A 20,889-nucleotide genomic window follows, 5' to 3' on the forward strand; every position below is an offset into this window, starting at 1 on the left:
GCCAACGGCCCCTACCGCTCAATCATCTCCTGTACCTTGGCGGCCAGCGCCGCCACGTCAAACGGCTTGGTGATCACCTCCATGCCAAACGCCAGCAGGCCGTTGCCCACGGCCGCGTTCTCGGCGTAGCCGGTGATAAACAGCACCTTGAGGTCGGGGCGCGATACGCGGCCGGCGTCGGCCACCTGGCGGCCGTTCAGGCCGCCGGGCAGGCCCACGTCGGTCAGCAGCAGGTCGATGCGGCGCTCGGACTGCAGCACGTGCAGGCCGGCAGGGCCGTCGCCCACCGAGATCACGTTGTAGCCCAGGTCCTCGAGCTCTTCTGCGATCAGGCCGCGGATGGTGGCCTCGTCCTCGATCACCAGCACCACCTCGCCATCGGCCCGGTGGTCGAAGGTGGGCTGGATGTGCGGATTCTCCTGGTCGGCATCGCCCATGTAGCGCGGCAGGTACAGGCACATGGTAGTGCCTTCGCCGGGCACCGAGTAGATGCGCACCTGGCCGCCCGACTGGCGCACGAAGCCGTACACCATCGACAACCCCAGCCCCGTGCCCTGGCCCATGGGCTTGGTGGTGAAGAAGGGGTCGAAGGCACGTGCGATCACCTCGGGCGCCATGCCCACGCCGGTATCGGTCACGCACAGCGAGATGTACTGGCCCGGCGGCAGCTCGCGCTCGGCTGCGGCGCGGTCGTCCAGCCATTTGTTGGCCGTTTCGATGGTCAGGCGCCCACCGTTGGGGGCCATGGCATCGCGCGCGTTGATGCACAGGTTGAGCACGGCGTTTTCAAGCTGGGATGGGTCCACCTGCGTGAGCCACAGGCCGCCCGCGCCCACCACCTCCACCTCGACCGAGGGGCCCACCGTGCGGCGCACCATCTCCTCGATGCCCCCCACCAGGCGGTTCACGTCGGTGGGGCGCGGGTCCAGCGTCTGGCGGCGTGAGAAGGCCAGCAGTCGCTGGGTCAGCGATGCCGCCCGGCGCACCGCGCTTTGCGCCATGCCGATGTAGCGCTCGGTGTTGTCGAAGTTCCTGGCGGCGAGGCGCTTTTCCAGCACCTGCAGGCTGGCGCTCATGCCCGCCAGCAGGTTGTTGAAGTCGTGCGCTATGCCGCCGGTGAGCTGGCCGATGGCCTCCATCTTCTGCGACTGGCGGAACTTGGCCTCCACCTCCATCAGCTCGTTGGTGCGTTCCGTCACCTTGCGCTCCAGCGACTCGTTCATTTCGCGCAGCTGGGCTTCGTTGCCGCGCAGCTCGTTTTCGGAGCGCACGCGTTCGGTGGCCGTGCGGGTGCGGCCCGCAATCTCGCGCATGAACTCGCACTCTTCGTGGGTCCACTGGCGCACGTCGTCCTGGTTCACGAAGAGCACGGCCACCAGGCGTTCGTGCTCCACCACGGGGATGTTCATGAAGGCACGGGCGCTGCGCGACTCCAGCGCACCGGCGGCCACCGCAGTGCGGGGGTCGTTGCGCGCATCGGTCACCCTGACGAACTCGTCGTTCTTGAGCGAATCGATGAAGGTGCCGAAGTCCCGCAGGCAGAGCTCTCCCTGCAGCGTCAGCACCCCGGGCGCCGTCCAGTCGCACTGCACCTGCAGGATGTCGGTATCGTGGTCCACGCGGCCATAGCCCGCGCGGCTCACTTTGAGGGTCTGGCCCAGGATGCGGGCTGCGGCCAGGCTGATATCGTCCACGTTGTCCAGCCCGCGCAGCTGGCTGGTGAACTCGATCAAGGCGTCGCGCTTGGCCTCAGCGGCCACGCGCTCTGTCACGTCCAGGCCATCCACGAAGATGCCGGTCACCGCGCCGGAGGTATCGCGTATCGGCTGGTACACGAAATCCAGATAGCGCTCGCTCACTGGCTCGCCCGCATGCTGCTGGATGTCGAAACGGGCACCAAAGGCCGTTGCCGCCTTGCCGCTGGTGTACACGCCATCGAGCATGGCCACATACCCCTGCTCTGCTGCCTCGGGCACAGCGTCGGCCACCGTGCGGCCCAGCAGGGTGCGGTCGCCCACCAGTTCCAGGTATTTGGGGTTGGCCAGCTCGATGCGGTGGCTGGGCCCCTGCAGCAGCACCATGAAGCTGGGCGACTGCTCGAACAGGGTGGCAAAGCGCTCGCGCTCCATCAGCAGGCGCCGGTCGGCCAGCACCTTGTCGGTGGTTTCCACCACCAAGGCCATGGCGCCCACCGGGGTGCCTGCGTCGTCTACCAGGGGGGAGTAGTTCAGGTCCACCCACAACGGCTTGTGCACGCCGTCGCGGTTCAGGCTCAGCTCCTGGTCTTCATACGTGAGCGTGCCGCCGGCCAGGCAGACCTTGAGCACCCGGTCGTTGAGGTCGGCCGCCTCGGGCCAGGCCTCGCGGATCTTCATGCCCAAGAGGCCCGGGTGGCGTGCGCCCGAAAACCTGGAGTAGGGGTCGTTGTAGATCAGCACGCCCGATTCGCCCCACAGCGTGGCAATCGGCATGGGGCAGCGCAGCATGTTGGCCAGTGCCAGCATGAGGTGAGCGGGCCAGTGTTCGAGCGGCCCCAGTTCGGTAGCGGCCCAATCGAAGCGCGCAATCAATCCGGCCATTTCGCCGCCGGCGGACAGGAGGGAAGCTTGGGTAGTGGGTATGCCGGAGGACATGGGTGCCTGGTTCTGTGATCGGGCCGTGCCCGGGGAAGGCGGTGCGGCACCGCATTTTTCGCACGATGATAAAGACACCTGTCCAGAGATTTTGTAGGCATTCGCCTATGCCACTACCAAAAACGTGCACGACTTGGCAATGACAGACCGATAGGGGGCTACCCCTGGCCCGGTCGCTGCGACATCACCAGCGTGTACAGCGCCTGCGCCGCCACCGACAGGCTGCGGTCGCGCCGACGCACCAGGTAGATCTGGCGCAGCAGGCCGGGCAGGGCCAGCGGCCGCGTGACCAGGCCCGGCTGGTCGAAGTGGAACAGCGTGAGCGCCGGCACCACGCTGATCCCCAGGCCCGCGCGCACCATGCCCATCACGGTGGCCAGTTGTTCCACCTCCATCAGCGTGTGCATGGCCTCGGGGTGGAAGGCGGCCTCCAGGTACTGGCGCACGCTGCTGTTGCGCGCCAGGTGGATGAAGGGCCAGGTGGCCAGGTCGGCGGGGGCAATGGGCTTCTTGCGGTGGGCCAGCGGGTGGTCGGCCCGGCACACCAGGTGGAAGTCGTCGCTGCAAAAGGGCTCGGCCTGCAGCTCGGGTGTGTCGGCGCGGATGGCGGCCAGCGCAAAGTCGGCCTTGCCGCTGGCCACGCGCTCGATGCAGGGCTCCGAGAGCACGTCGGCAATGTCGATCTCGATGCCCGGGTAACTGTTGCGGTAGGCCGCCAGCACGCCCGGCAGCCAGCCCGCAGCCAGCGACGGCAGCAGCGCCACGGCCACGCGCCCGCGCTGCAGGGTGGCCGCGTCGCGCATGGCGGCCAGGGCGGTGGTGATCTCGGCGCGGATGCGCCGGGCCGACTCCAGAAAATTCTGTCCCTCGCCCGTCAGGTCGACATGCCGCGTGCTGCGGTCGAACAGGCGCAGGCCCAGGTCCTCTTCCAGCGCACGGATGAGGGCGCTGAACGCCGGCTGCGACAGATGGCACTGGGCCGCGGCGCGCGTGAAGTTGCGCTGCTCGGCCAGCGCCAGGAAGGCGTCGAGCTGGCGGGTGGAGAGGTGGTGGCTGCTCATTGCCGACAAATTAATCTGAAAAACGGATGGATTGATACCAACAATCTATTTCACAGAATAACACCCGGTGCCTACAGTGCGGCACAGGAGACAAAGACACCTTATGGCGAACAACGCAACACTGCTGGTCGGCTGCGCCGCCGGCTTCTCGGGCGACCGCACGGACGCCGCCGCGCCCGTGGTGCAGGCCCTGATCGCCAGCGGCAAGCCGGCTGTGCTGATCTTCGAGACCTTGGCCGAGCGCACCCTGGCCCTGGCCCAACTGGCCCGCCGCAGCGACCCCGATGCCGGCTACGAACCCCTGCTGGTCGACATGCTGCGCCCCGTGCTGGGCGACTGCCTGGCGCATGGCGTGCGCATCGTGAGCAACTTCGGCGCCGCCAACCCCGAGGGCGCGGCCCGGCGCATCGTGCAACTGGCGGCCGAGCTGGGCCTGCGCCGCCCGCGCGTGGCGGTGGTGCAGGGCGACGACCTGAGCGGCCCCGCGCACCGCGCCCTGCTGCAGGGTGCCCTGGGCAATGCGATGCCCACCGAAACCATCGCCAGCGCCAACGCCTACATCGGCGCGCAGGCCATTGCCGGCGCGCTGCGCGAGGGCGCTGATGTAGTGGTCTGCGGCCGCGTGGCCGACCCCTCCCTGGTGCTGGGCCCGGCCCTGGCGCACTACGGCTGGGCACCCGACGACTGGGATCGCATGGCCCGCGCCACCATGGCCGGCCACCTGCTCGAATGCGGCGCCCAGGTCACCGGCGGCTATTTCGCCGACCCCGGCTACAAGGACGTGCCCGGCATGGCCCGCCTGGGCTACCCGATTGCCGAGATCGATGCCGACGGGCATTGCACCATCACCAAGCCCCCGGGTACCGGCGGGCGCATCGACGAGCGCACGGTCAAGGAGCAACTGCTGTACGAACTGCACGACCCCGCCGCCTACCTGACCCCCGACGTGGTGGCCGACATCACCGAGGCCACCGTCACCGCCGTGGGGCCCGATGCCGTGCGGCTCGAAGGGGTGCGCGGCCATGCCCGGCCGGCCACGCTCAAGGTCAACGTGTGCTTCGAATCGGGCTGGTTCGCCGAGGGCGAGATCTCCTACGCCGGCGCCCGGGCCGAGGCCCGTGCCCGCCTGGCGGGCGAGGTGCTGCGCGAGCGGCTGGCCGGCCTGGGCCCGCTGCGCATCGACCTGATCGGCGTGACCAGCGTGCTGGGGGACGATGCCGGCCGCTGGCTGGATGCCACCGGCGACGGCGGTGCCCGCGACGTGCGCCTGCGCGTGGCCCTGCAGCACCGCGACCATGCCAGCGCCCAGCGCCTGCTGCGCGAGGTGACGGCCCTGTACACCTGTGGCCCTGCGGGCGGCGGCGGGGTGCGCACGGCCATGCGGCCACGCCTGGGCACCGTGTCGTGCCTGGTGCCGCGCGAGGCGGTGCCCACGGGCTACCGCATGTTCGATGCCATCGTGCAAGAGGAAAGGGCGGCCGCATGACCGACACCATCACTGTTCCGCTCTACCGCCTGGCGCACAGCCGCACGGGCGACAAGGGCAACCGCTCCAACATCAGCGTCATCGCCTGGCACCCTGCACTGTGGGATGTGCTCATGGCCCAGGTGACTGAGGCCGCCGTGGCGCGCCATTTTGCGCAGCGCCAGCCGGGCCGCGTGGTGCGCTATGTGCTGCCGCAACTGCAGGCCATGAACTTCGTGCTCGACGACGTGCTCGACGGCGGTGTCAACGACGCCTTGAACCTCGACAGCCACGGCAAGGCGCTGAGCTACCTGCTGCTCGACCTGCCGGTGCAGGTGCCGCAGGCACTGGCCGGGCATCTTGCGGGCCCAGGCTGACCCCGATTTCCTTCTTTCACCATCACCAACAACACCAGGAGACAACATGAGCGCTTTCAACACCGTCCATTCCCCATCCCGCCGACGCACCCTTGCCGCCGCCGTGGCCATGGCCGCATCGCTGGGCTTTTCCGGCACGGCCATGGCCCAGGCCTACCCGGCCAAGGCCATCACCTTCGTCGTGCCGTTTGCCGCCGGCAGCGCCACCGACCAGCTGGCGCGCGCCATCGGCCAGTCCATCACCAACGACACCAAGCAGCCCGTGGTCATTGACAACAAGGCCGGCGCCAGCGGCATGATCGCCGCGCAGGCGGTGGCCAAGGCGCCTGCGGACGGCTATACCCTCCTCATCACCACCAACACCACGCACGCGGCCAACGAGCACCTGTACAAGAAGCTCTCGTACGACCCGGTGAAGGACTTCGCGCCCATCAGCGGCCTGGGCAAGGGCGGGCAGGTGATGGTGGTCAATGCCGCATCGCCCTACAAGAACGTGGGCGACGTCGTGGCCGCGGCCAAAAAGGCGCCGGGCAAGCTCAGCTTTGGCAGCGGCAGCTCGTCGAGCCGCATGGCCGGTGAAATGCTCAAGCAGCTGGCGGGTGTGGACATTCTGCATGTGCCCTACAAGAGCAACCCCCTGGCCATCACCGACCTGCTGGGCGGGCAGATCGACCTGATGATCACCGACACCTCCACCGGCGTGCCGCAGGTCAAGGCCGGCAAGCTGCGCGCGCTGGGCTACTCCACGCAAAAGCGCAGCTCGCAACTGCCCGACGTGCCCACCATCGACGAAGCCGGCGTCAAGGGCTATGACATGGGCTACTGGTTCGCCGCCTACGCCCCCGCCGGCACGCCGCCTGCCGTGGTGGCACGCCTCAATGAGCTGATGGGTGCAGCGACAAAGAGCGCGGCCGCCAAGGCCTTCTTCGACATGGCGGGCTCCGAAGCCTGGACGACCACGCCCGACGAGCTGGCCAAGTTTCAGGCCGCCGAAACGGTGAAGTGGGGCAAGGTCATCAAGGCTGCCGGTATCGAAGCCGAGTAAACCGCCCACCTGCGTGCCCAGCCGGCACGCAGCCCTGTGCCGCGTTTTTGAGGACGCGCACAGCTCACCCCTGAAAGAGACGCCAATCGGCCGCGCGCCTGCGCCGCCGGTATGGGCGCAGCCATGCCCGAACACCCGACTCCCCGTGAGCGAGGTGCGAAGCCGCTGCATGTCCGTTTTTCCCGCAAGCAAGAGACCACAAGAGCAACCACACAGGAGACAAGCAACATGAGAAAACATCCTCTTCCCACCTGGGGCGCCATCGCTCTCACGGCTGCGGCCGCAGCAGCCGTCACCGCCTGCGGCGGCAGCAGCAGCGACGACGGCCTGACCGGCAAGGCCCCGGCGATGAAGCTCGAGATCACCGCCCGCGAGGACTTCCCGGGCACCTACGGAACCGTGGGCACGTACGAGCGCCTCACGGGCACGCTCTCGGGCGAGGTGGACCCTGCCGATCCCAAGAACGCGGTCATCCAGGACCTGGCGCTGGCGCCTGTCAATGCCCGCGGCATGGCCGAATACAAGACCGAGTTTGTGATGTTGAAGCCCAAGGACATGGCCAAGGCCAGCGGGGTCTTGCGCTACGACGCGCCCAACCGCGGCAACATCCTCACCATGCTCAACCCCACGGCCACGCCCAGCGATGCCGTGTACCTGGAGCGCGGCTACGTGATGCTGTACTCGGCCTGGCAGGGCGACGTGCCCAAGAGCGCGGCGGCGCGCCTCACGGCCACCGTGCCCGTGGCGAAGAACAAGGACGGCACCAGCATCACCGGCCCGTACCGCGCCGAGTTGGTGCCCACGGCGGCCAGTCCTGCGATGACGCTGCCCGGCGGCGTTTTCAATGGCACTATGATCCCCTACGAGCCCGCCAGCCTGGACAACACCCAGCCCGGCTATTCGCTCACGCGGCGCGCCAACGAGACCGATCCATACGTGACCATCTCCGCTGCGGACTGGAAGTTCGCCACCTGCGACGCCACGGGCGCCAAAGCCTTCCCTGGCACGCCCAGCCCCACCAGCGTCTGCCTCAAGGGCGGGTTCGACCCGGCCTACCTGTACGAGCTGGTCTACGTCGCCAAGGACCCCAAGGTCATGGGCGTGGGCCTGGCCGCGCTGCGCGATACGGTGAGCTTCTTCCGCAGCAAGGGGGCCGACGCCAGCGGCACGGCCAACCCGGTGGCTGGGCGCATCACGCACACGCTGGGGCAGGGCACCTCGCAGTCGGGCAACGCGATGAAGACCTTCTTGCACCTGGGCTTCAACCAGGCGCTCGATGGCAGCAAGGTGTTCGACGGCATGTACGCCCACGTGGCCGCACGCCAGACCAACATCAACACCCGCTTCGCCGTGCCCGGCGGCGGCGGCGGGCTGCGCACCGACCACACCGCCTTCGGCCAGACGGCGCCGCGCGGGCTGGACAAGGACTACGTGGACGACATCAGCGGCCGCCAGGGCGGGGTGATGAAGCGCTGTGCCGCCACCAGCACCTGCCCCAAGTTCTTTTTGGGCCTGTCGGGCACGGAGTTCTGGCAGCTGCAGGGCTCGCCGGTGCTAACGGACGCCAATGGGCTCAAGGACCTGACCCAGCCCGACAACGCGCGCATCTACTACTACGCCAGCACCCAGCACGGCGGGGCCGGCGGCACGGCCAGCATCAGGTATGCGCCGAGCCGCGCGCCATACCCCACGGGCACGGTGGTGCAGTTCAACGACACCTTCCGCGCGCTGTTCCTGGGGCTGGAGGACTGGGTGGTGCGCGGCACCACGCCACCCGCCAGCCAGGTGCCCAAGGTGGCCGATGGCACGCTGGTGCGGCCCGCGCAAGTGGCCTTCCCGGCCATGAAGGGGCTGACCTGGGCGGTGAACGGCGCGCAGACGGCCATCCCCGACTTCAACTACCTGGGCTGGCACAACAACTTCCCGCTGTTCGACTTCGGACCGCAGTATGTGCCGCAGGACGAGGCCGGCATTGCCACCCTCCTGCCTCCGCGCAACCTGAACCGCGACTACGCCATCCTGGTGCCCCAGGTGGACGCGCGCACCGGTCTGACCCGCGCCGGCATCCAGAGCGTGGAGGCGCGCGCCCCACTGGGCACGAGCTTCGAGTTCAACTACGTGGCCACGCCAGGCATCACCGACCTGGCCAACCTCACGGGCGGCTACATCCCGTTTCACACCACGCGGGCCGCGCGCTTGGCCGCCGGTGATGGCCGGGTGTCGCTGGAAGAGCTGTACGGCAACCAGGCCGGCTACGTGGCCGCTGTGACCGAGGCGGCCAACGCCCTGGTGGCCCAGCGCCTGCTGCTGCCGCGCGATGCGCAGGCCCAGATCGAGCGGGCCAAGGCGACGGTGATCCTTCCTTGAAGGGCGTTTGATCCTTTGACGTGAAGGCCGGGGCTGGCGCCCCGGCCTTTTTCATTTCAGAGTGACCAAGGCGCGCCCTCAAAGCGGTCGACCAGGAAATCGAGAAGCGCCCGCACCGCAGGCGACTGGTGCCGGCGCGAGGTGTACAGCGCATTGATCGCCATCACCGGCAGCCCCCACTCGGGCAGCACGGCGGCCAGCTCCCCGCTGGCGATATGCGGGTTGGCCAGGTAGGTGGGCTGCAGCGCGATGCCGCCACCGGCCAGCGCGGCGCGCAGCAAGGTGGTGGCCTCGTTGGCGCTGAAGTGGCTGGACACCGCCACGCGCTCTGTCTCGCCGCCCCGGGCCAGCTCCCACACGCTCTTGCCGAAGTTGGCATAGCTCAGGCAGCGGTGGCGTTCCAGGTCGGCCGGCAGGGCGGGCACGCCATGGCGCGCCAGGTACGCGGGCGATGCCACCAGCACCGAATCGCAGCGCGCCAGCGGCCGGGCGATCAGCATCGGGTCGGGCCCGCTGCTGATGCGGATGGCCAGGTCGATGCGCCGCTCCACCAGGTTGAGCGCGCCTTCGCTCGCATCCAGGTCGATCTTGAGCAGCGGGTGCAGCGCCAGGAAGTCGGCAATCGCCGCGCCCAACTGCGCATAGGCGAACGACACGCTGCAAGTCAGCCGCAACTGGCCGCGCAGCTCGCCTTCACCCGTGGCGGTGGTCTCTTCCTCGATGTCTTCCACCAGCGCCAGCATCTGCTGGCAGCGGCGCAGGCAGGCCTCGCCCGCATCGGTCAGCGTCACGCTGCGGGTGGTGCGCTGCAGCAGGCGGGCCTGCAGCCACTGCTCCATCTCGCCCACATAGCGCGTGACCATGGCGCGCGACATCTCCAGCCGGTCGGCCGTGGCGCTGAAGCTGCCGCTGGTGGCCACTTCCACAAACACGCGCATGGCGGTCAGGCGGTCCATGTTTGATCTATTGGTGCAACAAATATGCGCAGTTTAAGCGGTTTATTAGATCGATTGGCGCAAATAAACTTCAGCCTGTACCGAGCAACACCACCCACTTCTGGAGATTCCCGCATGTTCCGCACCACCGTTATCGCTGCCACCCTGGCCATCGCCTTCACCGCCGCACAGGCTGCCGAGCCGCTGCAGATCAAGGTCTACAACGCCGACGGCAACAGCTTCAATGTCAACTCCACCCTGGTCTACGGTGAGAAGGAGGCCATGGTCATCGACGCTGGCTTCACCCGTGCCGACGCGCTGCGCATTGCCGCCAACGTGCTCGACAGCGGCAAAGCGCTCAAGACCATCTACGTGAGCCAGGCCGACCCGGATTACTACTTCGGCGTGGAAACGCTCAAGGAGTTCTTTCCCCAGGCCGAGGTGGTGACCACCCCCGCCGTACTGGAAAAGATTAGCGCCAAGCTCGCCGGCAAGCTTGCCTTCTGGGGCCCCAAGATGGGCGCCAACGCGCCGCGCACGCCTGTGCTGCCCAAGGCCATCACCGGCAACACCCTCACGGTGGACGGCCAGGTGGTCGAAATCCGTGGCACCACCGGCCTGCTGGCGCACCGCCCCTATGCCTGGATCCCCTCGGTGAAGGCCGTGGTGGGCAATATCGGCGTGTTCGGCACCAACACCCATGTGTGGACCGCCGACACCCAGACCGTGGCCGAGCGCAGCGCCTGGGTGGCCCAGCTCGACGAGATGGCCGCCCTGCAGCCCGCCGTGGTCGTGCCCGGCCACATGGGCGCCGGCACCGCACTGACCGCTGCCAATGTGACCTACACCAAAGGCTACCTGCAGGCCTTCGAGAAGAACGCCGCAGCGACCAAGACCAGCGCCGAGCTGATCGAGGCGATGAAAAAGGCCTACCCCGCAGCGCCCATGGGCTTGTCGTTGGATATCGGTGCAAAAGTGAACAAGGGCGACATGAAGTGGTAAGCAACAGGTTTACCAATCCCCCAAAGTGATGGACCACCAGATCATGCCAACGCACCCACTTCAACCCGTCTTGCAGCACCTGCGCGCCGGGCGCTGGAACGAAGCGCACGATCTGGTGCAGCACGATGGCTCCCTGCTGGCGGCCTGGCTCCATGGCATCCTGCACCTGCAGGAAGGCGATCTGGAAGACGCCGAGAACTGGTACGACCGCGCCAACCGCCACTTCCGCAGCCGCGGCACCCTGGAAGAAGAGCTGGCGCTTTTCGAAACGGCGCTCGCCCAACCTACTGAAAAAGACCCAAGACCATGACAACGGCAGTGACGTATCTGTTTGACCCCCTGTGCGGCTGGTGCTACGCCGCTGCGCCTGCCCTGGGCCGCCTGCAGGGGACCCCCGGCGTGCATGTCACGCTGGCGCCCTCGGGCCTGTTCGCAGGCGCTGGTGCCCGGCCCATGGACGCGCAATTTGCCGCCTATGCCTGGTCCAACGACCAGCGCATCGAGAAGCTCACCGGCCAGCCGTTCAGCGAGGCCTACCGCGACAAGATACTGGGCGCGCCTTCGGGCCGCTTTGATTCCGGCCCCGCCACCCTGGCGCTGACCGCCGCGGCGCAGACCGCGCCCGACCGCGAGCTCGATGTGTTGCACGCCCTGCAGCGTGCGCGCTACGTCGATGGCCGTGACACGGCCGATGCACAGGTTCTGGCCGATGTGCTCAGGAGCCTGGGCCTGCCCGACGCAGCCGCGCAGACCCTGGCGCCCGATGCCGCACTGCACCGCGCCATGGACGGACGCGTGGCCAGTTCGCAAGCCACCTTGCGCGCCGTGGGCGCACGCGGTGTGCCGCAACTGGTGGTCAGGGGGGAGGGCGGGGCGCTCAGGCTGATCGGCGGTGATGCGCTGCTGGGGCCGCATGAGCGCTTGCTGGAACTCGTGCTGGCTGCCGCCTGATTTGGCGCCGTTGGCGCGCCCCGACTACTTCGACGGATCGATCAGCACCTTGGCACCGGTGTTGCGCGGCCCGTAGAAGGCAATGGCATCGGCGCTCAGCGCCTCTGCCAGCGATACCGTGCGCGCATAGTGGCTGGCGAACGTGGTCTTGAGCTCGGCCGCCACGCGCTGGCGCAGCGCCTGGGCGGCGTCGTTGCCGATCTTCTGCAAGAACGGGAACAGCAGCCAGCCGCCCACGCCCCAGGCCATGCCGAAGGTGCGCTGGATCTCGGTCGGGCGGGTGTCCAGGTGGCCGTACAGGTAGACCTGCTTGTGCACTGCAGAGCCATAACGGCTGTACTCCGTGGCCTTGCGGTTGATGGCGGCTTCCATGCACTGCAAAATCTGCCCGGCCAGCGTGCCGCCGCCTGTGGCGTCGAACGCGATGGTCGCACCCGTGGCAGCCAGGGCATCGGTCAGCTCGGCCATGAAGCCGGGTGCGCTGCTGTCGCACACGTACTGGGCGCCGATCTCGCGCAGCAATGCGGCCTGCTCGGGCTTGCGCACGATATTGACCAGGCCGATCCCGTCCTTCTGGCAGACCTTGTTGAGCATCTGGCCCAGGTTGCTGGCGGCGGCGGTGTGTACCAGCGCGGTGTGGCCCTCGCGTTTCATGGTCTCCACCATGCCCAGCGCCGTGAGCGGGTTGACGAAGCACGACGCGCCCTCGGCCGCCGTGGTGCCGGCCGGCAGCGGAAGGCACTGCGCGGCGGGCATGGCCCGGTACTGCGCGTACATGGCCCCACCGATCAGCGCCACCGTGCGCCCGAGCAGGGCCTGGGCGGCGGGCGAGGAGCCTGCCGCCACCACCAGGCCCGCGCCCTCGTTGCCCACGGGCATGCTCTGGCCCAGGCGTGCGGCCATGGCGGGCATGGCGCGGTCCGGGATGCGTGCGGTCACCACCGGCCGGTCGGCGCTGCCGGACACCTGCACGGTGGACAGGTCGGCCGGCCCGAACAGCAGGCCGATGTCCGATGGGTTGATCGGCGTCGCCTGGACCTGCACCAGCACCTCGTCGGGCCCCGGGGTGGGCACGGGGGTGGGTTCGAGGCTGATCTGCAAGGTGGCATCAGGCTGCACGAGCGAGCGCAGTTGCAGGGCAGTGGCGGGTACGGTTGTGGTCATGGGTGTCTCCTGGTGGAATGTGCTTCATTCTCGTCCCTGTGAGAAATATCCGCTGTCACCCACCCAACGTGCGCACCATCTGCTCATACATCGCATCCACCGCCGGTGAGCGCTGCGACTCCTTGCTGCGCAGCACCGACACGTCCATCGAATCGAGGGCGGGCAGGTCGAACTCGGCCGGCAGGTTCTGCAATATCTGCAGGTTGGGCGGCACGCTGCAGCGCGTGAGCACGGCCACGGCCAGGCCGCTTTCCACGGCGGCCAGCTGGCCGGCCAGGCTGGAGCTGTGGTACACGATGCGGTAGGCGCGGCGCCGCGCGGCCAGGGCCTTCATGGTGGCGATGCGCGCCAGGCTGGCCGATTCGTACACCGCAATCGGCAGCGGGTCGCGCCGCCAGGCCTCGAACTGCGCGGCACCCACCCAGACCAGCGGCTCCTGGAACAGAAAGCGCCCGCGCTGCGGTTTGTCGCGCGAGACCAGGGCCAGGTCCAGCTCGCCGCGCACCACGCGCGGGATCAGCGAGGTGGACTGCTCGCAGGTCAGCTCGATCTCCACCCCCTGGTAGCGGTGCGAAAAGCTGCGCAGCACGGGCGTGAGGTAGGTCGATGCGTAGTCGTCCGGCACGCCCAGGCGCACCCGGCCCGCCAGCCGTGGGCCGAACAGGGCCGTCTGCGTTTCGGCCTGCAGCTCCAGCATGCGGCGCGCGTACGACAGCAGTTCCTCGCCCACGGGCGTCAGTTCCAGGTGGCGCGGGCCGCGCAACAGCACCGGGCGGCCCAGCGCCGCTTCGAGCTTCTTGATCTGCATGCTGACGGCAGACTGCGAGCGGTGCACCAGGGGGGCCGCGCCGGAGAGCGAGCCCGCGTCCACCACGGCGACGAATGCGCGCAGCCAGTCGATCTGCAGGTCGGGGTAGTTCATGCGCGTAGGTCTGTAGACGAGGATGGTTGCCAATCAATGTATTCGATTACCGAATGGCTGTGCCGCGAACTATGCGCTTTACCTGTGGCGATCAATTCACGACCATTGGCGCCATGAACCACAAGGCCTCTGCACTGCCCCTTTCGCCCGCGTCACTCGCCAGCACCCCTGACCTTGCAACCCAGGCCCGCGAGCGCACGGGCCAATGGCTCATGATCGCCGGCGGCGTGCTGCTGGGCACCATCGGAGTCTTCGTGGAAGAGGCCGGCCAGCACCCGCTGGTGACGGTGTGGTTCCGCTGCGCCTTCGGCGCGCTGGCCCTGGTGGCCTGGTGCCTGGCCACGGGCCGGGGGCGTGAGCTGCTGCTGCGCCACCAGGCGAAGAGCCGCTGGGTGGCCTGCGCCACGGGCGTGTTCATGGTGCTCAACTGGGCGCTGTTCTTCGCGGCCATCCCGCGCACCTCCATCGCGGTGGCCACGGTGATCTTCCACGTGCAGCCCATCTGGGTCATCGTGTTCGGTGCGCTGTTTCTGCGCGAGGCCGTCTCTCCAGTCCAATGGATGGCCACGCTGGCGGCATTGGCCGGGCTCGTGCTCACCACCGGGCTGCTCGATGGCATACCCGTCGGCACGGCCGATGGCGGGGCCTACCTGGCCGGGGTGCTGATGTGCCTGGGCGGCTCGTTCTGCTATGCCGCCGTCACGCTGCTGGCCAGCCGCGCGCCCGCGCCCATCAGCCCCTTTGCCCTGGCGCTGTGGCAGTGCCTGGTGGGCGCCGTGCTGCTGGCGTGGGCGCCGCTGGCCTTCGGCTGGCCGCATACGGCGGCTGCCTGGGCCTGGCTCACAGGCCTGGGCGTGCTGCACACGGGGCTGGCCTATGTGATCCTGTTCGCCGGCATGGCCCGTCTGGCACTGGGCCACATCGCGGTGCTGCAGTTCGTCTATCCGCTCACCGCGGTGCTGGTCGACTGGGCGGTGTACGGGCGCACGCTGAGCCCGGTGCAACTGGGCGGTGTGGTGCTGATGGCGACGGCGCTGTGGACCATACGCCGGCCGGCCAAGACGTTGGTGACGGCCAAGCCCGCCTGATGCGGGTGGCTCGCGCTGCGCAGAGTCTCAGCTTTTCGCGCCGCCGTCCTTGCACATGTCCGCATGGCGGTGGATCAGCTTCCACTGGCCATCCTCCAGGCGAAACACCTCGGTCGTGCGCTACTGCATCGACACGCGCTCGTCCTTGCCCTCCATCACCACCTCGGCATGCTGCACCCCGGTCCAGAACGCGAGGGTGCCGCTGCTGGCGCTCTGCATGATCTCGAACTGCCCCGTGCTGCCATTGCGAAAGCTCTGCGCGCCCTGGCGCTGGCTGGTCGATACCTCGGCCGCTCCCTGCACCGTGGTGCCGCCGGGCGGGAAGAAGGTGGCGTGGTCGTGCTGCGTGGCGATGTCCGCCAGCGGCTCGGGGTGGCCGTTGATGTAGTCGTTGGAGATCCGCTCGCGGGTGCGCAGGAAGTCTTGGAAAGAGCGGGTGGGCTGGAGGAACAGGTCCTTGGGTGCGTTCATCGGTGGTGCTCCGTTCTGGCAAGCGCTGCGCACGGCATGGATGCTGTCGCGCGGCTTGGAGCTTGGTTCACGACAGGCTATTGCATTGCCCGCTGAAAAGTGTAGGAGGGAATGCATGTGCCCTGTCGGACATGGCCTTGCGCAGGGTGCCGCGCGGCGGCGGATTTCAATGATTCGCGGGCGGCGCAGGAGAAATCCAGGCCCAAGGCGCCTGCACCGAAGAAGGCCGCTTAAGGCGCGGCGGTCAGCCGCACGACCACCGGCCGATGGTCCGACCCCAAATCCGGCCCGATGCCCCCGCCCACCACCTGCCAGCCGCTCGATGCCAGCACATGGTCCAGCGGCAGCACCGACAGCCAGCCGAAGGCATTGGGCCAGCTGGGTGCCATGCCATTGGCGCGGCGCATGCTGCCGTCCACCGCGAACAGTCCCCGCGCCCAGGGGGTGATGTTCAGGTCCCCCGACATCAGTGCCAGGCCGCCCGGTTGCGCTGTGAGGTGCTGCGCCTCCTGCACCAGGGCCCGGTCGCGGGCCTGGGCGAAGCCTTGGTCCAGCGGCGGCATGGGGTGCAGCGCGCTCAGGTGCACGGCCCTGCCATTCCAGGCCAGGGTGGCACGCAGGCGCAGGGTGTCGCGCAGGTCCTGCGGTTGCAGCGTCTGCAGGCCCGACAGGGGGTGGCGCGACAGGATGGCCAGGCCGAACGGGTCGGGCTGGGGCACGGCCAGGCGATGAGGGTAGCGCGCGGCCACTGCAGGGTTGCGGATGAGCGCCTGCTGTGCCAGTTCGGTGAACTCCTGCAGAAACACCACATCGGGCGCATCGGCCAAGGCCAGCCAGTCGGTGAGCGGGCCGAAGTCGGTGGTTGCCGCATTGAGGTTGGCAGTGCCCACTGTCAGTACCGCGCCGGGGTCGGCCGGTTCGGCACCGCGCGGCAGCGTGGCCGGCTGCCACAGGAAGACGCCGCCCAGAACCAGGGCTGCCAGGGCCGGCAGGGCCAGCCACCCCTTGCCCATGCCGCTGCGCCCCGAGAGCATGAGCAGCACCAGCGAGGTCGCGCCCACCACCAGGTAAAGCCACTGCCAGTGGGCCGGCAGCTCCACCAGCCATTGCAGCGACTGCACCTTGTCGGCTGGCAGAAAGCGCGCTACCGGCGCCGCGAGCGCGCCCAGCGCGCACAGCCAAGCCAGCCACCGGGCCCTCGCGGTGATGAAGCGGGGAACTGCGGCTTGTGGCATACGGTCAATGGGCAGGGTGACGGGCGAAGGTGCAGGACAATTTGCGGAATGTACTGATCGTGGAATGGTGCCGGGGCTGGATGGCCGATTGCCTACTGTCCCGCCTGCAGCACCACGACACCTGAGTAGACACCCGGATACTATCGGCCGAACTCCCATGCATCTCCATCGCCACCATCAGGACACCACAGACGCCCGGTTCGCAGACTTGCTGCGCATTGCCATGGACGGCTACCGGGCCAGCCAGGCGGCCTTCAGCGAGGCCATTGCCGGCTTTTCTGCGTGGAACATCGATGAAGAAGCAGCGACGCTGACACTCACCGGCGATGGTGGCCGGACATGCGTGTACCAGGCGACACCTATCGTCACCTACCTCCCCGCATTGGAAAGCCTGGCCTGGGCGTGGGTCAACGATGTGTTCCCTGTGCTGTCAAGAAACAGGGCCGCTCAAGTCAGGGAGCTGGCGGCCCAGACCGGCTACCAGGTGTTCGATACCCCGCAACTGCGCGCCACCCCCGGCGATATGGACGAGCTGTGCGCCCTGGCACTGCACCATCTGCAAGGCATTGCCGTGTTCAAGACCAAGAACCAGGAGCCATGGGTTTGCTATGTCCTCCATGCCGCCTGAGCTTCGTTTTGCGCGCATTCCCAGTCCACCATGGGCGGGGCCAGTGGATGTGGAGCGGTGTGATCGCTTCGAGGACGTGGACTACGACGCCCTCCAGCATGTGCGCGCCGCGATCGACGCCGAGGTGTGGCGCCGGGTGGCGCAGTACGTCAGTGGGCTACCTTCTGGCAATGCATTCCCCGACCTGGACAAGCTGACCGGCGAGTGCTACCTGTCTGCCGAGCGCTATTGGATTCAGGACGAGCCCTGGTTTGCCAAGGTTGGCAGACAAAGGGAGGTGTGCTTGAGCTTCTTCGTGCGCTGCCTTGAGCGGCAGACCGCGTTCAACACAAGTGATCGCGACTATCTGGGCCTCGAGGTGCATTTTCGGTGGCTGCGAGAGTCGGTTCGTTTTCAGTGGACTGCCACCGACTCAAGCAGCATTTAGCCATGCACCCATCAGTGCCCAGCGCCAGGGTTCCGCCATAAAGCAGAAGACGCGCCTGCACAAGCGCAGGCATTGCAGCTTGCCCGCGCCTCAGCGCGCGGCAATCACCTGCAAGGTACTGAGCAGCGCCGCTTCGTAAACCGCATCGGGCCCCAGGCGGCCACTGTCCCGGGATGCAGGCAGTACCACCCGGCCCGCAAACGTCTTGCGCAAACGGGGTGCAGCCACCAGCCGGGCGCCCGCACCTTCAGGCAGCGCAATGCCCGCGAGCCGGCCGGCCTGGTCGAAGACGGGCCCACCCGGCGCCAGGCCCTGGTGCATGGAGGCATCGAGCTCACGGTCCCCATCCGCACCCTTGGCGGCACCGACGAAGCCCGTGCGCAGCAGGGGCCAGGCGGCGCCCGCATCGTTGGTCTGCGCATACGCCACAGCGAAGGCCACGGCACCCGGGAACACGTCGGCGGGCACGCTGCCCATGGACGGCGCGGGCAGCGGGCTGCCCAGGCGCAGCAGGGCGATCCCGCCGTCGCTGCGCACCGGCATGGCGGTGGCCGGCACCAACTGCCCCAGCCCGTTGCGAACCCACAGGCGCCGGCCACCAGCGGCGGCCCGTGCGGGCACCAGCGCCATGCGGCCTTCATCCAGCAGCGTACCGGCCGCAACCAGGCGCACGCCGCGCGGCAGCGCTGCCGAGTGACCGGGGTGGCTGTACGGGGCCAGCCGCGCGGGCGCCAGCAGCATGTTGCCGCTCGCATGCGGCGCACCCGATGCGAGCTCACGGGCCACACCGGCCACCAGCGGCTGCGACGGCGCGCGCGCCTGCGCATCCGCCAGCAGCTTGCGGGCGATAGCGTCCTGTCCGCCCGCGTGGAGCAGCCAGGCATACAGCGCCGCACCGCCGACCACGTCCAGGTGCGCACCCGCCGTGTGGGCGCCAAACGCCAGTGCGCGCCGGTACTGGCCCGACTGCATGTAGCTGCGCACCAAGCCCATCTCGGTGTCGGCGGAATGCAGGATCATCGCGGCGCGGTCGAAGCCCTGCTCGGCCGTCTGCGCATCGCCGGCTGCCAGCGCGGCCTCGGCCTCGCGCAACAGGGCCTCGCGCTCGCGCAGGCGCTCGGCGTCGGGTGGCCGGCCGGCCGCCGCCTGCATGATCGCCTTGAGCTTTTCCTCGGTGGCCGGCGAGGCCGCCAGCGGGCCGGCTGCCGCCAGCGCCAGCAGGCCGGTCAGGAAGTGACGGCGCCGGTCGGGCATGCGGTGCTGGTGCCGGTGCGGTTGATGCGCGTGCCGCCCGCATCGTTGGGGTTGCTGCCCAGCGTGTACGGTGCCTTGGGCGCCTTGAAGCCCGACAGGTAGGCCACCAGCGCGTCGATGTCCTGCGCGCCGCCCAGGCGGCTGGTGCCCTTGAGGAAGGTGGAGTAGCCATCACCGCCATCGGCCATGAAGTTGTTCATGGTGACGCGGTAGCTCCTGGTCGGATTGACCACGGTGCCCGAGGCGTCGACAATGGTCTCCGTCGAGCTGCCATTGCGCAGCGTGACATTGCTCACGCGCGCGCCGCAGGCCTTGGCTCCGTCCCAGGTGTACTTGAAGCCGTTGGACGGCAGCATCACGCGCGTGGCCGTGGTCGACTGGCCCTTGCAGGCCGCGAACTGCTCTTCCAGCACATCCTTGAGGTCCTGCGCCGTGAGCGACATGGTCACCAGGCTGTTGCCGAAGGGCTGCGCGGTAAAGGCCTCGCCATAGGTGACGTTGCCGGCCCCTTCGCCCACCGTGCTGCTCGCAAAGGTGAAGCCGGGGTTGCGCACCCCACCGCCGTTCATCAGGGCAATGACCGCCGAGCCGAAGGTGGGGCCCTGCGTGGCCGCCAGCATGGCGTCGGCCACCAGGTCGCCGGCCGGCATGTTGCAGGCGCCGTCGGTGCGGCTGTTGGGCAGCTCGGCGGCGATGGAGCCGATCACCGTGTTGGCGATGGGCGAGACCAGGGTGTTGTAGCCGGCAATGATCCTGGCCACGGTCGCATCGGCAGGCACGGTGGGGTCGTTGCGCACCACGAGGCGGTTGGTGGTGGCGATGGCCGTGATGTCGCGCGTGGACGGGTCGATGGTCAGATCCATGTCGGTCAGCACCCGGCCGAATGAGCTGGAGCTGGTCACCGGGATGGCGCGGCCCGTGGCGTTGGGCAGCTTGCAGTTGTAGGCAGCGTGCGTGTGGCCGCTGATCACCGCGTCCACCGCGTTGTCCAGGCCCTTGACCAGGGTGGCGATGCCCGAGCCGGCGAGCGCGCCCTCGCAGCCGTTGATGTCCGACACGGTGCCCGACTGGAAGCCGCCTTCGTGCACCAGCACGACGATGGCTTCGATGCCCTGGCCCTTGAGCTCGGGGATCAGGTTGTTCACCGTCTGGATCTCGTCGCGGAACTCCAGGCCGGCCACACCGGTGGGTGTCACCACGGTGGGCGTCGCCTTGAAGGTCATGCCAATGAAGGCCACCTTGACGCCCTTGAACTCCTTGATGCCATAGGCCGGCAGCAGGGGCTTGCCGGTCGCGGTGGCAATGACGTTGGCCGACAGCCACTTGAACCTGGCGCCTTCAAAGGGCACCGGCGTGCCGGCCACCGAGCCCTTGCAGCTGTTGGGCTCGCCGGTCTTGCAGCCGCCGTTCTGCAGGCGCAGCAGCTCGGCCGAGCCCTTGTCGAACTCGTGGTTGCCCACCGAGTTGAACTCCAGCCCGATGCGGTTGAGCGTTTCCACCGCGGGCTCGTCCTGGAACAGGGCCGAGATCAGCGGCGAGGCGCCGATCGAGTCGCCGGCGCCCACCACCACGTTGTTGGGGTTCTGGGCCTTGAGCTTGGCGACATGGGCCGCCATGAATTCGGCGCCGCCCACGGGCGGGCGGTCGGCTGCCGGCACGGCGGCGCTGGCACCGAAGGTGCCGGGGGATTCCAGGTTGCCGTGGTAGTCGTTGAAGCCGATCAGCTTGACGGTGAACGGCGGCTCGCTGCCGCCGCTGCTGCCGCAGGCGATCAGGGTGGCGGCCAGGGCGGCGAAGGCCGCGGCAGTCAATCGCAATGTCATGGATTCCCTCGTCGGTGTTGGTTTCTCGGTGTCCTGAAGCA

General features: G+C 68.4%; 19 protein-coding genes. 10 read left to right on the forward strand and 9 right to left on the reverse strand.

The annotated features are described in order from the left end of the window. Positions 1-11: 11 nt before the first annotated feature. Positions 12-2,579, reverse strand: a complete 2,568-nt coding sequence (locus tag ASE28_RS24740) for an ATP-binding protein (RefSeq protein ID WP_235516212.1) — start codon at positions 2,577-2,579, stop codon at positions 12-14. A 212-nt stretch (positions 2,580-2,791) separates the two neighbouring features. Then, the gene (locus ASE28_RS24745) at positions 2,792-3,694 is read right to left on the reverse strand and encodes a LysR family transcriptional regulator (RefSeq protein WP_057206853.1); all 903 of its coding nucleotides are present in this window, start codon (positions 3,692-3,694) and stop codon (positions 2,792-2,794) included. 103 nt (positions 3,695-3,797) lie between these two features. Between ASE28_RS24745 and ASE28_RS24750 the strand changes: the two genes are divergently transcribed. The 4 genes from ASE28_RS24750 (at position 3,798) to ASE28_RS24765 (ending at position 8,948) form a co-directional block, all read left to right on the forward strand. Continuing rightward, positions 3,798-5,180 (forward strand): acyclic terpene utilization AtuA family protein, encoded by a 1,383-nt coding sequence (locus ASE28_RS24750; RefSeq protein WP_057268879.1) that lies wholly within the window; start codon positions 3,798-3,800, stop codon positions 5,178-5,180. Continuing rightward, positions 5,177-5,536, forward strand: a complete 360-nt coding sequence (locus tag ASE28_RS24755; RefSeq protein ID WP_057268880.1) for a hypothetical protein — start codon at positions 5,177-5,179, stop codon at positions 5,534-5,536. Before ASE28_RS24750 ends, ASE28_RS24755 begins: the two co-directional genes overlap by 4 nt. A gap of 46 nt (positions 5,537-5,582) precedes the next feature. Next, entirely contained in the window at positions 5,583-6,581 is a 999-nt protein-coding gene (locus ASE28_RS24760) for a tripartite tricarboxylate transporter substrate binding protein (protein WP_057268881.1), read from the forward strand. A 228-nt stretch (positions 6,582-6,809) separates the two neighbouring features. After that, complete coding sequence (locus ASE28_RS24765) at positions 6,810-8,948, forward strand: alpha/beta hydrolase domain-containing protein (RefSeq protein WP_057268882.1); 2,139 nt, start codon at positions 6,810-6,812, stop codon at positions 8,946-8,948. 56 nt (positions 8,949-9,004) lie between these two features. Here ASE28_RS24765 and ASE28_RS24770 read toward each other — a convergent pair whose 3' ends face one another. Beyond that, a complete protein-coding gene (locus ASE28_RS24770) occupies positions 9,005-9,904 on the reverse strand; it encodes a LysR family transcriptional regulator (RefSeq protein ID WP_057268883.1) in 900 nt (299 codons plus the stop codon). Positions 9,905-10,018: 114 nt separating this feature from the next. Here ASE28_RS24770 and ASE28_RS24775 point away from each other — a divergent pair, with 114 nt between their 5' ends. The 3 genes from ASE28_RS24775 to ASE28_RS24785 are packed head-to-tail and all read left to right on the forward strand — an operon-like array spanning position 10,019 to position 11,836. Continuing rightward, positions 10,019-10,885 (forward strand): MBL fold metallo-hydrolase, encoded by an 867-nt coding sequence (locus ASE28_RS24775; RefSeq protein ID WP_057268884.1) that lies wholly within the window; start codon positions 10,019-10,021, stop codon positions 10,883-10,885. A gap of 43 nt (positions 10,886-10,928) precedes the next feature. Further along, positions 10,929-11,195: a hypothetical protein gene (locus tag ASE28_RS24780; protein WP_057268932.1), complete on the forward strand. Its 267-nt coding sequence runs from the start codon at positions 10,929-10,931 to the stop codon at positions 11,193-11,195. Then, positions 11,192-11,836 (forward strand): DsbA family protein, encoded by a 645-nt coding sequence (locus ASE28_RS24785; protein ID WP_057268885.1) that lies wholly within the window; start codon positions 11,192-11,194, stop codon positions 11,834-11,836. Before ASE28_RS24780 ends, ASE28_RS24785 begins: the two co-directional genes overlap by 4 nt. A gap of 24 nt (positions 11,837-11,860) precedes the next feature. On the opposite strand, the gene ASE28_RS24790 is transcribed toward ASE28_RS24785, so the two are convergent. Next, complete coding sequence (locus tag ASE28_RS24790; protein ID WP_057268886.1) at positions 11,861-13,000, reverse strand: zinc-binding dehydrogenase; 1,140 nt, start codon at positions 12,998-13,000, stop codon at positions 11,861-11,863. Between the two features lie 55 nt (positions 13,001-13,055). Next, on the reverse strand, positions 13,056-13,922 hold the full coding sequence (locus tag ASE28_RS24795; RefSeq protein ID WP_057268887.1) for a LysR family transcriptional regulator: 867 nt from the start codon (positions 13,920-13,922) through the stop codon (positions 13,056-13,058). 113 nt (positions 13,923-14,035) lie between these two features. Here ASE28_RS24795 and ASE28_RS24800 point away from each other — a divergent pair, with 113 nt between their 5' ends. Next, positions 14,036-15,010 (forward strand): DMT family transporter, encoded by a 975-nt coding sequence (locus ASE28_RS24800; protein ID WP_057268888.1) that lies wholly within the window; start codon positions 14,036-14,038, stop codon positions 15,008-15,010. 120 nt (positions 15,011-15,130) lie between these two features. Here the strand turns inward: ASE28_RS24800 and ASE28_RS24805 are convergent, their stop codons facing one another. Then, positions 15,131-15,481 (reverse strand): DUF4440 domain-containing protein, encoded by a 351-nt coding sequence (locus ASE28_RS24805; protein WP_200963995.1) that lies wholly within the window; start codon positions 15,479-15,481, stop codon positions 15,131-15,133. Between the two features lie 230 nt (positions 15,482-15,711). Next, positions 15,712-16,716 (reverse strand): endonuclease/exonuclease/phosphatase family protein, encoded by a 1,005-nt coding sequence (locus tag ASE28_RS24810; RefSeq protein WP_057268889.1) that lies wholly within the window; start codon positions 16,714-16,716, stop codon positions 15,712-15,714. A 157-nt stretch (positions 16,717-16,873) separates the two neighbouring features. On the opposite strand from ASE28_RS24810, the gene ASE28_RS24815 reads away from it, so the two are divergent. Both ASE28_RS24815 and ASE28_RS24820 read left to right on the forward strand, forming a co-directional pair. Then, positions 16,874-17,344, forward strand: a complete 471-nt coding sequence (locus ASE28_RS24815; protein ID WP_157422121.1) for a DUF6882 domain-containing protein — start codon at positions 16,874-16,876, stop codon at positions 17,342-17,344. Further along, entirely contained in the window at positions 17,325-17,771 is a 447-nt protein-coding gene (locus ASE28_RS24820) for a hypothetical protein (RefSeq protein ID WP_162262278.1), read from the forward strand. Before ASE28_RS24815 ends, ASE28_RS24820 begins: the two co-directional genes overlap by 20 nt. Positions 17,772-17,861: 90 nt before the next feature. Here the strand turns inward: ASE28_RS24820 and ASE28_RS24825 are convergent, their stop codons facing one another. Together ASE28_RS24825 and ASE28_RS24830 are read right to left on the reverse strand one after the other, a co-directional pair. Continuing rightward, entirely contained in the window at positions 17,862-19,025 is a 1,164-nt protein-coding gene (locus ASE28_RS24825) for a trypsin-like peptidase domain-containing protein (RefSeq protein ID WP_057268892.1), read from the reverse strand. Continuing rightward, positions 18,998-20,848, reverse strand: a complete 1,851-nt coding sequence (locus ASE28_RS24830) for a bifunctional UDP-sugar hydrolase/5'-nucleotidase (protein ID WP_057268893.1) — start codon at positions 20,846-20,848, stop codon at positions 18,998-19,000. The genes ASE28_RS24825 and ASE28_RS24830 overlap by 28 nt, the downstream gene beginning before the upstream one ends. Positions 20,849-20,889 lie beyond the last annotated feature (41 nt).

This window comes from Acidovorax sp. Root219 (genome assembly GCF_001428665.1).
Taxonomy (GTDB): domain Bacteria; phylum Pseudomonadota; class Gammaproteobacteria; order Burkholderiales; family Burkholderiaceae_C; genus Acidovorax.